This window comes from Streptomyces sp. NPDC003379 (assembly GCF_053589195.1).
Map to the genome: position 1 here is coordinate 59274 of NZ_JBSFRK010000010.1, position 12951 is coordinate 72224.

Annotated in this window: 9 protein-coding genes; 5 read left to right on the top strand and 4 right to left on the bottom strand. The window is 71.0% G+C overall.

The annotated features are described in order from the left end of the window. Positions 1 to 30: 30 nt before the first annotated feature. A complete protein-coding gene (locus ACWDVB_RS11760) occupies positions 31 to 1008 on the bottom strand; it encodes a 3-oxoacyl-ACP synthase III family protein (RefSeq protein ID WP_451514494.1) in 978 nt (325 codons plus the stop codon). Between the two features lie 301 nt (positions 1009 to 1309). Here ACWDVB_RS11760 and ACWDVB_RS11765 point away from each other — a divergent pair, with 301 nt between their 5' ends. The 3 genes from ACWDVB_RS11765 to ACWDVB_RS11775 are packed head-to-tail and all read left to right on the top strand — an operon-like array spanning position 1310 to position 3732. Beyond that, entirely contained in the window at positions 1310 to 2206 is an 897-nt protein-coding gene (locus ACWDVB_RS11765) for an SDR family oxidoreductase (protein WP_451514495.1), read from the top strand. A gap of 57 nt (positions 2207 to 2263) precedes the next feature. Beyond that, a complete protein-coding gene (locus ACWDVB_RS11770; RefSeq protein WP_451514496.1) occupies positions 2264 to 2503 on the top strand; it encodes an acyl carrier protein in 240 nt (79 codons plus the stop codon). Next, entirely contained in the window at positions 2500 to 3732 is a 1233-nt protein-coding gene (locus ACWDVB_RS11775; RefSeq protein ID WP_451514497.1) for a beta-ketoacyl-[acyl-carrier-protein] synthase family protein, read from the top strand. Before ACWDVB_RS11770 ends, ACWDVB_RS11775 begins: the two co-directional genes overlap by 4 nt. 14 nt (positions 3733 to 3746) lie before the next feature. Here ACWDVB_RS11775 and ACWDVB_RS11780 read toward each other — a convergent pair whose 3' ends face one another. Continuing rightward, a complete protein-coding gene (locus ACWDVB_RS11780) occupies positions 3747 to 5858 on the bottom strand; it encodes an MMPL family transporter (RefSeq protein ID WP_451514498.1) in 2112 nt (703 codons plus the stop codon). Positions 5859 to 6290: 432 nt separating this feature from the next. On the opposite strand from ACWDVB_RS11780, the gene ACWDVB_RS11785 reads away from it, so the two are divergent. Next, positions 6291 to 7793, top strand: a complete 1503-nt coding sequence (locus tag ACWDVB_RS11785; RefSeq protein WP_451514499.1) for an FAD/NAD(P)-binding protein — start codon at positions 6291 to 6293, stop codon at positions 7791 to 7793. Here ACWDVB_RS11785 and ACWDVB_RS11790 read toward each other — a convergent pair. Then, positions 7781 to 10825 (bottom strand): bifunctional [glutamine synthetase] adenylyltransferase/[glutamine synthetase]-adenylyl-L-tyrosine phosphorylase, encoded by a 3045-nt coding sequence (locus tag ACWDVB_RS11790; protein WP_451514500.1) that lies wholly within the window; start codon positions 10823 to 10825, stop codon positions 7781 to 7783. The genes ACWDVB_RS11785 and ACWDVB_RS11790 overlap by 13 nt on opposite strands. Before the next feature lie 99 nt (positions 10826 to 10924). On the opposite strand from ACWDVB_RS11790, the gene ACWDVB_RS11795 reads away from it, so the two are divergent. Next, positions 10925 to 11356, top strand: coding sequence for a VOC family protein (locus tag ACWDVB_RS11795; protein ID WP_451514501.1), 432 nt, complete (start codon positions 10925 to 10927; stop codon positions 11354 to 11356). A 96-nt stretch (positions 11357 to 11452) separates the two neighbouring features. On the opposite strand, the gene ACWDVB_RS11800 is transcribed toward ACWDVB_RS11795, so the two are convergent. Further along, a complete protein-coding gene (locus ACWDVB_RS11800; RefSeq protein WP_451514502.1) occupies positions 11453 to 12814 on the bottom strand; it encodes a glutamine synthetase family protein in 1362 nt (453 codons plus the stop codon). Positions 12815 to 12951: the final 137 nt, after the last annotated feature.

The following is a 12951-nucleotide window of genomic DNA, read 5'->3' on the forward strand; positions in this document are numbered from 1 at the left end:
TCTCGATGGGAAAGCCGAATGAAAGCGGCCCTACAGCCGCACGAGCACGATGCCCAGACTGACGCCGCTGGCCGTGCCGATCAGCGGCACGACATCTCCGGCGCCGACCCGTCCTGACCGCATGGCCGCGGCCAGTTGGAGCGGCAGCGTGGCGGAGGCGGTGTTGCCGTGTTCGGCGATGGTGGTGACGAGCCTGTTCTCGGGAACGCCGGACCGGCCACAGAACAAGGGGATCAGTGAGGTGGCCGCGAGGTGCACGCAGCACAGCGGCGCGTCCCGGGGGTGATGGCCGACGCGGTCGTGCAGTTCGCTCACCACGGACGCGCCGAAGACATCGAAGGCTTCCACGAGTTTCGCGGTGTTCGCTGCCAGCCGCGGCCGACCGCCGCCCGCCTCATCGAGCGGCAGCACCACGGACGCCCAGGCAGCGGAGTTCGAGAGGAACTCCGCTGCCAGGATGCCGGGTTCGGGAGAAGCCTCCAGCAGCATCGCGGCCCCGGCATCCGACATGGTGTTCCCAGCGATCGCCTCAACGAATTCCCGGGGCCCGGCGATGCTCCTGCGGTTCAATCGGGTCAGCTCCTCGCCGGTGCAGACGAGGACGGTGCGATAGGCGCCGCACCGGATGAAGGCGTCGGCGACCTGCACTCCGTTGAGGAAGCTGTTGCAGGCGTTCTTCACGTCCATGACCGGACACACGGCACCCAGCTTGGCGGCGACGATATGGGCGGTGGCCGGTTCGACCACGTCCGTACTGGCAGCCGCGAACACCAGCAGGTCGATGTCGCGCACGGATCTGCCCAGGTCGCCGAGCATGCGCTCGCAGGCCGCGACCGCGAGGTCGGATGCCCGCCAGCCCTCCGGCCGCACATGGCGGCGCTCGACGCCGGTGAGTCTCTGGATGAGCCCTCTCGGCACGTCGAAATGTGGACTGTGTTCTGCGATTTCGTCTTCCAACTCGGCGGTCGAAAGGATCGTCCTGGGCAGGTATGCGTCAATGCCCGCCAACCGTGCGTACGTATGTCCCACGATTTCCCCATGGTGGTTTTGCGGCGCCTCAGTACAGGCGGATTACCCATCTAAGCAGACTCCGGCGAGTATCCGACCAGTACGATAATCACACGGGCCTTGATGACCTTTCATGCCCAACGGCAGGCCGCGAACGCGGAAACGGCGACGTTGCGTATCGAGCGGAAAATAACACGAACGGGTTTTCCGGTAATGCCCGCCGGATTCGCGCCGATAGTGTGCCGCTCATTCCCGGCAAGCATCCGCAGCGAGGCCGGAAACCCGATCGCAGGAGCCACACATGCGCACTGTCGTCGTCACCGGCGCGACCAGCGGTATCGGCATGGCCACCGCATGCGAGTTGGCTGCCGCCGGCTACGAGGTCATCGGTACCGCCCGCACCCCGGCCAAGGCGGACGCGCTCACGGTGGCCGCCGAAGCACGGGGGTGTGCCCTGCGCACCGCCGTGCTGGACGTCACCGACAGCGATGCGTGCGACCGCGCCTTCGCCACCATCGCGGCCATGACGGACGGCGGCCCCTGGGCGCTGGTGAACAACGCCGGCGTGGCCTGTGCCGGAGCCCTGGAGGACGTCTCCGAGGAGGCGGCACGCAGCGCGCTGGAGACCAATCTGCTCGCCCCGGCCCGCCTCTCGCGCCTGGTCCTGCCGGCCATGCGGCGCCGGGGAGAAGGCCGCATCGTGAACATCACCTCCCTCGGCGGGCTGCTGGCCCTGCCCATGAACGGCTGGTACTGCGCGAGCAAGCACGGCCTGGAGGCGCTGACCGACGCGCTGCGGATGGAGACCGCCCGCTTCGGCATCCACGTCTCGCTGGTGGAACCCGGCTTCCACGACACCCCACTGGTGTCCGGATCCGTGGCGGGGTTCCCTTCTCACGGCTCGTCCCCCTACTCCGACGGGTACGCCGCCGTCGAACGCCGTATCAGTGGGTTGAGCCCACTGCCCGGCCCGGAAAAGGTGGCGCACGTCATCCGGCGCGCGCTGTCGACGAGGTCTCCGCGTCGGCGTTACCCGGTCGGCGGGGAGGCCCTGATGACGCGGACCGCCGCCCTTCTCCCGGCGGCGGTCCGCGACCGAGTGCTCCGGACCGCCACCGGTCTCACCGCGGCGCAAAGGTCCGGCACAGCGGTCAGCCGCGACACACACTCCGCGGCCGGAACGCCGCCCCTGGCGTGAAGCCCGTAACCCGCCACCACTCCGACTCCCACAGACTCCCGCCAGGAAGGCCCAAACATGAGCCCGCAGGATTGCCACAACGAACTCGTCACCCATCTGGAAACGCTGTTCCGCGTTCCGGCCGAAGCCGTCACGCCCGACACCACCTTCGCCGACCTCGGCCTCGACTCCGTCGACGTCGTCGAACTGGCGGTTGCCGCAGGGGTCAACTCCGAAGCGGACCTGCTTGCCCACTCGCCCCGTTCCACCGTCGGGGAGATCACGGCCCGCCTGGCGGAAAACCTCCCGGCGTCATGAGCACCCCGGCAGCCGCCGTGGCCGTCACCGGTCTCGGCCTCATCACCCCGGCGGGAGTCGACCGGGACGCGACCTGGGCGGGTCTGTGCGCGGGCGTCAGAGTCGCGGCGAAGGACCCGGTGCTCACCGGGCTTCCGGTCGACTTCTCCTGCGCCGTCCCCGAGTCCGCGCGCGTCACGCCTCTCGTCCCCGGGCAGGCCCGGCGGATGGACCCCTCGTCCCAGCTGGCGGTGCTTGCCGCCCGGGAAGCCGTCGCGGACGCGGGCCTGACGCCGCGCGAGTGGCCCGCCGAGCGCGTGGGCGTCGTCCTGGGAGTCGGCAACAGTTCCATGCTGGCGTGGCCGGACGCCTTCGCCCACTTGAACGCAGGACGCCCTCAACGCATCTCACCGACCGCCCTCCCCCGTTCCATGCCCAATACGCCGGTCGCCGAGGTCACCATCGACTTGGCGGCTCACGGGCCCAGCTTCGCCGTCGCCGGAGCCTGCGCCTCTGGCGGCTACGCGATCGCGGTGGCATCCGATCTGCTGCGCTCCGGCACCTGCGACATCGTGATCACCGGTGGGGCCGAGTCCGCCCGGTCCACCGCCGCCTCGGCCTGCCTGAGCCAGCTGACCGCTCTGTCGCGGCACCGCCACGACCCCGCGGGCGCGTCGCGCCCCTTCGATGCCCACCGGGACGGTTTCGTGCTCGGCGAGGGCGCGGGCATCCTGGTTCTGGAACGGCTGGAACAGGCGCGGGCGCGCCGGGTGACTCCGCGTGCCCTCCTTGCGGGGCACGGCTCTTCCTCGGACGCGCACCACTATGTGTCGCCCGACCCGCAGGGGGCCGGGGCTGAACGCGCCCTGCGTGCCGCGCTGTCCCACGCCGGGCTCACGGCCGACGACATCGACCATGTCAACGCCCACGCCACCTCCACACCCGTGGGGGACCTGGCCGAGGCACGAGCGCTGCGCCGGGTCTTCGGCGACTGCCCTCCCCCGGTCACCGCCGTGAAGAGCGTGATCGGGCACGCGCTCGGTGGCGCCGGCGGTATCGAAGCCGCCGTGACCGTCCTCTCCCTCCAGGAACAGACCGTGCCCCCGACCGTGAATCTTGACCGGCTCGATCCCGAAGTGGACCTCGACATCATCCGGGACGAACGCCGTGCCGTGCGCATGCGGTCGGCGGTCAGCAACTCCTTCGGCTTCGGCGGCCACAACGTCGTACTGGTCTTCAGCACCCCGTGAGTCCTCTCAAGCACTCACTTCCGGTGGGTGCGGATACGGGCGAACAGTCCTGACGGCAACCGGGGCAGCCACCAGTTCGCGCGGCCGGTGAGCGTCATCACGGCAGGGACCAGGATGCCGCGCACCAGGGTGGCGTCGACCACAGTGGCCAGGGCCAGCCCGATTCCGATGACCTTCAGCGGTGTCAGACCGGAAGTCGCCAGGGCGCCCACGGCAGCCGCGAAGGTCAACGCGGCTGCCGTCACCAGGCGCCCGGTGCGCTGCACCCCCGTGGTCACGGCCCGCTCGGTGTCACCGAACACCGCGTACGCCTCGCAGATGCGCGACAACAGGAACATCTCGTAGTCCACCGACAAGGCGTAGGCGATGACCAGGACGAACACCACGATCGTTCCGTCCAGGTCGCCGGTGACGGTGAAGTCGCCCACCAAGGCGCGCAGATGGCCGTCCTGGAAGACGAAGACCAGACATCCCATACAAGCGGCGAGGCTGATCGCGGCGACCACCACCGCCTTCACCGGGATCAACAGGCTGCGGGTGAACAGGGCCAGCAGCACGAAGGTGACGGATGCCACCAGCGTGCAGGCGCCTGGCAGCGCCTGGATCAGCGCCGCCCGGGTGTCGGCCGCGCGGGCCGCCTCGCCGGCCACCGGGCTGCGTCCGGCCGCAGGCAGGTCACGCAGCTCGCGGACCAGCTGCCGCGACATCGGAGTGGCAGGGCCGGTGCTGGAGAAGACCGTCAACAGCGGTCCGCCGGGGGCGAGGTGACGCCGCGCCTGCCGTTCGGGGAGCGGGCCGTGCTCACCTTCTCGGTAGGAGCCGGTGGCGGTACGCACCTCGGCGACGCCCGGCAGAGCCGCGGCCCTGCGGGCGTACACGTTGAGGTCGTGGGCGCCGGTGTCCCGCGGCAGACCGACGGTCAACCGCCGGTCCGGGGCATGCGGGAAGTCCTGGGCGATGGCCCGTGCCACGGCGTGCGGTTCACTGTGTGCGGGCAGCGTCCGGGCGTCGCTGAGGGCGAAGGAGGCATGCGCGAACGGGACGACGCATACTCCGAGCAGCGCGACGGACCCCACGGCCCAGGCAAGCGGACGACGGCAGACCGTGCGGGCCACCCGCCGCCACAGCATTCCCTCCCCGGCCGGGCCGGCCGCGCCGCGCAGCCGCAGGCGCGTGAAGAGGTCGAAGCGGTCCAGGTACGGGGCCAGCACAGTCAGCAGGGCGGGCACGACAAGCACAGTGGAGGCAGCCGACAGCACCACCACGCTGATACCCGCCCAGGCAATGGAATGCAAGAAGCCGAAGGGGAAGAGGAAGAGGGAGCACAGCGACAGCGCCACTACACCGGCGGAGGCCAGAACGGTGCGTCCTGCGGCGGCCGTTCCGTGAACGATGGCCTGTGGCATGGCAAGACCGGTGGCCTGCTCCTCCCGGAACCGGGCAACCGCGAACAGGGCGTAGTCCACGGCGAGCCCGAAGCCCAGGGCGGTGGTGATGTTGGCGGCGTAGACAGACACCTCTGTCACGGAGGTGAGCAGACGAAGTACCGCCAGTGTTCCGGCCACCGCGACGGCGCCTGTCAGCACCGGGATCACGGCTGCTGCCAGAGAGCGGAAGACGAACAGCAAGATGGCGGCCGCCAACGGTACGGCGAGCAGCTCGGCCCGCAGCAGATCCCCTCGGCTTTGGCGCATGACCTCGGTACTCACCCAAGCCGGTCCGGTGGCCGAAACGGTCAGCAGGCCGCTGCGTCCCGTCACTTGCGGCACCAGAGTCTCGGCGGTGCGGCACGCCTGCGCCTCGTCCTCTCCCAGGTCGACTGTCATCAGGGCCGCGCTTCCGTCCCGCGACCGCAGAGAGGCGTCCCCGGTGTTCCAGTACGAGGTCGTGGAGACCACCCCGGGGAACCGTGTGACGCGGCGCTCAAGAACGCGGCTCTGCTCGGCCACCGGCCCGCTGCCGAGACCGCCTGAGGCATCGGCGCGCACCAGCAGCACCAAGTCCGCAGTGCCGCCCGCATGGTGACGCGCAGCGAGAATGCGGTTGTCCCGCTCGGAAACCGAACCCGTCGGTACCAGACCGCTGTTGGTGAGCCGGTCCAGTCCGCCGACGCCGACAGCCGCCATCAGGAGGACCGACACCGCTGTGGCGGCGAGCAGGTGACGAGCTCTGCGGACGCACCAATGAGTCAGCGCCGGAGGGGACGCCTTCCGCGCGGGTGTCCGCTCGGCCGCCCGCCGGCGATGTGGTCGCAAGAGTGCCAAGACCATGTGCCTTCCGGCCGGACGGAGTCCGGCCGACAGACCGGCGTACCGTGCTCCAACTGTCGCGTCCAGCAACCGTCGTGCCGCGGCCAAGGACACGCCGATGAACCACATGTCCCCCATAGTGATGAGCGGAGAAGCCTTCCAGACGATGGTCGACTTATCGTGGTCGCCGCCGTCACCCGCCGGGCCGCAGCCGGCGGATCTCGGCCGCCCCATGACGGGAGCGGACCGCGCCTGCCCTGTGGCGGGAGACGGCCGGTCATCACACCCCACGACCAGGTCAGGGATGCCATGCAACGCATCGTCGTCATCGGCGCGGGCCCCGCGGGCGCGTCCCTGGTGGAGAACCTCGCCGCCCGGCTGCGGGAGCCGTGCGCTCTCACGGTGGTGGACGGCACCAGGCACCTGTGGCGGGGACGGGCCTATCAGCGGGACGACACGCGGGTACTGACGAACATCCCCGCCGCGCACATGTCCGTCCGCGAGGACGACCCCTCACACGCTGAACACTGGCTGGCATCCCAGCACCCGGGTGCGACGGACGCCGACGGGCTCACCGCCCGCGCCCACTACGGCGCCTACCTGGAGAACACCCTTCGAGATACCTGGCAGCGGCTGGCCCGCCGCGGCTGGCGACTACGTCTCGTGCGCGAGCACGCGAGCCGCGTGTCCTGGAACGGTACGCACCTCACCGTATCCACGGCACCAGGCGCCCTGGTGTGCGAACCCGCCGAACACGTGGTGCTGTGCACCGGTCCTCCCGCACCGGCCGACCCGTACCGTCTGTCCGGCATCCCGGACTATGTCGCCGAGCCCTTCCCTCTCGGCCGTAAGCGTGTGCCGCCCGGCTGCCGCGTAGGCGTCATCGGTGCCGGGCTGACCGCCGTGGACATCGTGGCCTGGCTGACCGCACATGGCCATCACGGGCCCATTCGTCTTTTCTCACGCAGCGGACTGCTGCCCGCGGTCCGCAAGCACCCCGCCGACCACCAACTGCGGCATCTGACCTTGGCTCGCCTTGATGCCCTGGCCGGTTCCGACGGAACGGTCTCCGAGCGCCGTCTCATGTCACTGCTCCAGGCGGAGCTGACGGCGGCGGGGGTGGACCAGGCGCGCTTGGTCCGCGAGTTCCTCGCCCCCGACCCCCCCGCCGACCGGCTGCGCCGCCAACTGGCCGCTGCCGACGAGGACAGGGACCTGGGCGAAGCCGTGCTGCACAAGGCGCTGCCGCGCTTCGCCGGCCATGCCTGGAACCTGCTTCCCGACGCCGAGAAGGCGGCCCTGTGGCAGCGCCACCACCGCGCCATCACCAGTCTGTGCTGCCCAATGCCCCGCCACCGGGGCCAACTACTGCTGCGCCTGCTCGACAAGGGTCAGCTGCAGCTGACCGATGGAGTCACGCGCGTCGAGCCCGCACCGGCAGGAGGCTTCACCGTCCGCGCCCGGTCCGCGCGCGTGAGCGTGGACGTGCTGTTCAACGCCGTCGGCCCGGCGACGCATCGGCCGCCACTCCCGGCGGAGCGAGGCGTCGAAACCGAGTTGGCCAGGGACTTTTCCGCTGGGCACCCGCTCGGCGGTCTGCGCACCGACCCGCGTACACACCAGGTGGAGGGCGTTCCGGGCCTCTATGCCCTGGGGCATCCCACACGCGGGGCGGTGATGTTCCACTTCGGCATGCCCAGCCTGGTCCACCAGAGTGGCTTGATCGCCCGGTGTATCGATCACCGCGTCGCGCCGTCAAAGGCGCGAGCAACAATCCGCACGCCCGTGCGTCCGGCGCCCTACCCCCCGTAGAACCGCTCCTCCACCACCGCCCGAGCCCGCCGCGTAATCCGCCGATAGTCGTCCAGCATGTCGCCGACGTGCCCCGCGTCGTACCCCAAGTACCGTCCCACCGCGGCCAGTTCACGCCCCCCGGAGGGAAACGTGTCGCCCGCCCGGCCGCGTACCAGCATCACCGCGTTGCGGACGCGCGTCGCCAGGACCCATGCCTCGTCGAGGGTCGCCGCGTCCTCGGCCGGGATCAGGTCCGCCTCGCGGGCCGCGGCCAGGGCCGCGCGGGTGCGGGTCGTGCGCAGGGACGGCACCGTTCCGCCGTGTTCCAGCTGTATGAGCTGTACGGTCCATTCGACGTCGGAGAGGCCGCCGCGGCCCAGCTTGGCGTGGAGTGTCGGGTCGGCGCCGCGCGGCATCCGCTCCGCCTCCATGCGGGCCTTGAGGCGGCGGATCTCGCGGATCGCGTCCTCGCCGAGTCCTTGCGCCGGGTAGCGCAGTGGGTCGATGAGGTCGATGAAGGCGCGGCCCAACCCCTCGTCCCCGGCGACCGGTTCGGCCCGTAGCAGCGCCTGGGACTCCCAGCCTAGGGACCAGCGGCGGTAGTACGCCTCGTACGACCCCAGCGTGCGGACCAGCGGGCCGCTTCTTCCCTCCGGGCGCAGGTCGGCGTCGATCAGCAACGGCGGGTCGGCGGAGGGGAGTTGGAGGAGCCTGCGCATCTCCGCGACCACCTTCGCGGCCGCCTTCGCCGCCTCCTGCTCGTCGGCGCCCTCGCGCGGCTCGTGCACGAAGAGGACGTCCGCGTCGGAGCCGTAGCCCAGCTCGTGGCCGCCGAAGCGGCCCATGCCGATGACCGCGAAGCGGGTCGGCAGCGTGTCGCCCCAGCCGTCGCGGACGACCGCGCGCAGGGTGCCCGCGATCGTGGCGGCCGTCAGGTCGGAGATCGCGTCGCCCACCCGGTCCACGAGCGCGCCGGGGTCGGCCTCGGCGGGCCGTTCCTCCGTCCCGTACGAGCCGATGATGTCGCCCGCGGCCGTGCGGAACAGCTCACGGCGGCGCACGCCGCGCGCCGCCGTCACCGCCTGTTCCGCGCCGTCCGCGCGGCGCACCGCCGCCAGGGTCTCCTGCTCCAGCTGGGCGCGGCCGCGCGGCACGAGGCCCCGCTCGTCGCCGAGGAGGGCGACCGCCTCGGGGGCGCGCAGGAGCAGGTCGGGGGCGAGGCGTCCGGCGGAGAGGACCCGGGCGAGGTTCTCGGCCGCGGCGCCCTCGTCGCGCAGCAGCCGCAGATACCAGGGGGTCTTGCCGAGCGCGTCGGAGACCTTGCGGAAGTTCAGCAGGCCCGCGTCCGGGTCCGCCGAGTCCGCGAACCAGCCGAGCAGGACGGGCAGCAGCGTGCGCTGGATGGCGGCCTTGCGGGACACGCCCGAGGCGAGCGCCTCCAGGTGGCGCAGGGCGTCGCTCGGGTCCGCGTAGCCGAGCGCGACCAGCCTCTCGCGGGCCGCCTCCGTGCTCAAACGCGCCTCGCCCGGCGCCAGTTGCGCCACCGCGTCGAGCAGCGGGCGGTAGAACAGCTTCTCGTGCAGCCTGCGTACGACGGAGGTGTGCCGCTTCCAGGCGCGGTGCAGCTCGGTGATCGGCTCGGTGCGCATCCCCAGGGAGCGGCCGATGCGGCGCAGGTCCGCGTCGCCCTCGGGCACCAGGTGCGTGCGGCGCAGCTTGTACAGCTGGATGCGGTGCTCCAGGGAGCGCAGGAAGCGGTACGCGTCGTCGAGCTGCGCGGCGTCCACCCGCCCCACGTAGCCGCCCGCGCCGAGCGCGTCCAGGGCCGCGAGTGTCGTCCCGCTGCGGATCGAGCGGTCGCTGCGGCCGTGCACCAGCTGGAGCATCTGTACGGCGAATTCGACGTCCCGCAGCCCGCCGGGGCCGAGCTTCAGCTCCCGCTCGACCTCGCCCGCGGGGATGTTCTCGACGACCCTGCGGCGCATCTTCTGCACGTCGGACACGAAGTTCTCGCGCTCGGCGGCGTGCCAGACCAGCGGCGCGAGCGTGGCGACGTACTCCTCGCCCAGCGCGAGGTCGCCCGCGACCGGGCGGGCCTTGAGCAGCGCCTGGAACTCCCAGGTCTTCGCCCAGCGTTGGTAGTACGCGAGGTGGCTGGAGAGGGTCCGCACCAGCGGGCCGTTCCTGCCCTCGGGGCGGAGGTTGGCGTCGACGGGCCAGATGGTGCCCTCGACGTTCGTCTCGGAGCAGATCCGCATCATGTGCGAGGCGAGCCGGGTCGCGGCCCGCAGCGCCTCGTCCTCGTCGTCCGTGGTGGCACCGGTGCCGTCGGCGGCCTCGGCGGCTCCCGCTGCTTCCGCTGCTGCCGCTGCTTCCGCGACGAAGATGACGTCGACGTCGGAGATGTAGTTCAGCTCGTGGCCACCGCACTTGCCCATCGCGATGACCGCGAGCCTGCACCGCGCGGCGTCGTCGGGGGCCGCCGCGCAGGCCATGGCGAGCGCGGCGCGCAGCGTCGCCGTCGCGAGGTCCGCCAGCTCGGCTGCCGCCTCGGCGACATCGGTGGTGCCGCACACGTCACGGGCGGCGATGGCCAGCAGGCAGCGGCGGTAGGCGACCCGCAGCGAGACGGGGTCGGTGGCGTCGGCCAGGCCGCGCTCGAAGTCCGCGACGCCCGGGTGCAGATCGGCCGACTCGTACGTGGCCAGGGCCCGCCAGTCGCGCGGGTGCCGGGCGAGGTGGTCGGCGAGGGCCTCGGAGGCGCCGAGCACGCCGAGCAGGCGGTCGCGCAGTGGCTTGGCCGTGACCAGGGTGTCGAGCAGCTCGCGCCGGCCGTTCCCGTCCTCCTGCGCCTCCACGAGACGCACCAGGCCGCGCAGCGCCAGGTCGGGGTCGGCGGTGGCGCCCAGCGCGTCCAGGAGCAGCGGGTCGGAGCGGACGGCGCTCAGCTCCGGGGCGTCCAGGAACCGCTCCGCCGCGGACGGGTCGGTGAAACCGTGCCGCAGCAGCCGCGTGAACGTACTGCTCCTGCGCCCTTGCGGCACCGTCATGGTCTCGCGCCTCCGTTCGATCACTCCCGGCCCCGAGCCTACGGCCTGACCGACGCGTTCCGCCCGCGTGACCCCGCCGCACCTGATGTACTGCGGCCCATGGAATACACCCTTGAAGTGATCCCGCTGCCCGTGAGCGACATCGACAGATCCAAGGAGTTCTACCGCGACAAGCTCGGCTTCCACGTCGACATCGACACGGAGGTCATGCCGGGCATGCGCATCGTCCAGCTGACCCCGCCCGGCTCGGGCTGTTCCATCGCCCTCGCCGACACGCTCTGGGAGACGATGGACGGGCCGACGCCGGCCGCGGGCTCCTACCAGGGTCTCCAGCTGTGCGTCGCCGACGCGAAGGCGGCCCACGCCGAGCTGGTCGCCCGCGGCCTGGACGTCACCGAGCCGGTGCAGCACGCGCCGCAGGACGGCGGCACGTTCATGTACTTCAAGGACCCGGACGGCAACGGCTGGGCCATCCAGGAGTATCGGGTGCGGGCGACCACGTCTCTGCGGGACGCGATCGTGCCCTGTTAGGCGCGCGCGGAGGCGTCTGCCGGGTTGCCGAACAGACGCGTCCGCGGCTTTTCTGTGGTTGCTCGCGCAGTTCCCCGCGCCCCTGATGGGGCGCCGCTAGAGCACCGGCAGGTTCTTGCGCAGCTCGAACGCCGTCACCTCTGAGCGGTACTCCTCCCACTCCTGCTTCTTGTTCCGCAGGAAGAAGTCATAGACGTGCTCGCCGAGCGTCTCGGCGACCAGCTCCGACTTCTCCATGAGCGCGATCGCCTCGCCGAGGTTCTGCGGGAGCGGCTCGATCCCCATCGCGCGGCGCTCCGCGTCGGAGAGCGCCCACACGTCGTCGTCGGCGCCCGGCGGAAGCTCGTAACCCTCCTCGATGCCCTTGAGACCGGCGGCGAGCAGCACCGCGTACGTCAGGTAGGGGTTGGCGCCCGAGTCGATCGAGCGGACCTCGACGCGCGCCGAGCCGGTCTTGCCCGGCTTGTACATGGGCACGCGGATCAGCGCCGAGCGGTTGTTGTGGCCCCAGCAGATGTACGAGGGTGCCTCGCCGCCCGCGCCGGCCGTGCGCTCGGAGCCGCCCCAGATGCGCTTGTAGGAGTTCACCCACTGGTTGGTGACGGCCGAGATCTCCGCGGCGTGCGTGAGCAGGCCCGCGATGAAGGAGCGGCCGACCTTGGAGAGCTGGTACTCGGCGCCCGACTCGTAGAACGCGTTGCGGTCGCCCTCGAAGAGGGAGAGGTGCGTGTGCATGCCCGAGCCGGGGTGTTCGGAGAACGGTTTCGGCATGAACGTCGCCTGGACGCCCTGCTCCAGGGCGACCTGCTTCATGACCAGGCGGAACGTCATGATGTTGTCCGCCGTGGAGAGCGCGTCCGCGTAGCGGAGGTCGATCTCCTGCTGGCCGGGGGCGCCCTCGTGGTGGCTGAACTCGACCGAGATGCCCATGGATTCGAGCATGGTGATCGCCTGGCGGCGGAAGTCCATGCCCACGTTCTGCGGGGTGTGGTCGAAGTAGCCGGAGTTGTCGGCGGGCGTGGGCCGCGAGCCGTCCAGCGGCTTGTCCTTCAGGAGGAAGAACTCGATCTCGGGGTGGGTGTAGAAGGTGAAGCCGAGGTCGGAGGTCTTCGCCAGGGCCCTCTTCAGTACGTAGCGGGGGTCCGCGAAGGACGGGGAGCCGTCCGGCATCAGGATGTCGCAGAACATGCGGGCCGTGCCCGGGGCCTCCGCGCGCCAGGGCAGTACCTGGAAGGTGGAGGGGTCCGGCTTGGCGATCATGTCCGACTCGTACACCCGGGCGAATCCTTCGATCGCCGAGCCGTCGAAGCCGATGCCCTCGTCGAAGGCCTGTTCCAGCTCGGCCGGGGCCACGGCCACCGACTTCAGGAAGCCGAGGACATCCGTGAACCACAGGCGTACGAACCGGATGTCGCGCTCCTCCAACGTACGGAGCACGAATTCCTGCTGCTTGTCCATCTTCCGCTTCCACCCATCCTTGCTGGTCAGGCCGCCTGCTCCCGCGCCACGGGACAGCTTGGGGCGCCTCGGGCTCACGAGCATCCCATCACCCGGTTTCGAACGCGTTGCGGACCCCGTGCCGCCGGGTTCCGAGC

Bases quoted from the DNA above. Each gene is read 5' to 3' on its own strand.
- ACWDVB_RS11765 (WP_451514495.1), top strand. From the start codon at position 1,310: ATGCGCACTGTCGTCGTCACCGGCGCGACCAGCGGTATCGGCATGGCC.
- ACWDVB_RS11770 (WP_451514496.1), top strand. From the start codon at position 2,264: ATGAGCCCGCAGGATTGCCACAACGAACTCGTCACCCATCTGGAAACG.
- ACWDVB_RS11775 (WP_451514497.1), top strand. From the start codon at position 2,500: ATGAGCACCCCGGCAGCCGCCGTGGCCGTCACCGGTCTCGGCCTCATC.
- ACWDVB_RS11780 (WP_451514498.1), bottom strand. From the start codon at position 5,858: ATGGCGGCTGTCGGCGTCGGCGGACTGGACCGGCTCACCAACAGCGGT.
- ACWDVB_RS11785 (WP_451514499.1), top strand. From the start codon at position 6,291: ATGCAACGCATCGTCGTCATCGGCGCGGGCCCCGCGGGCGCGTCCCTG.
- ACWDVB_RS11790 (WP_451514500.1), bottom strand. From the start codon at position 10,825: ATGACGGTGCCGCAAGGGCGCAGGAGCAGTACGTTCACGCGGCTGCTG.
- ACWDVB_RS11795 (WP_451514501.1), top strand. From the start codon at position 10,925: ATGGAATACACCCTTGAAGTGATCCCGCTGCCCGTGAGCGACATCGAC.
- ACWDVB_RS11800 (WP_451514502.1), bottom strand. From the start codon at position 12,814: ATGGACAAGCAGCAGGAATTCGTGCTCCGTACGTTGGAGGAGCGCGAC.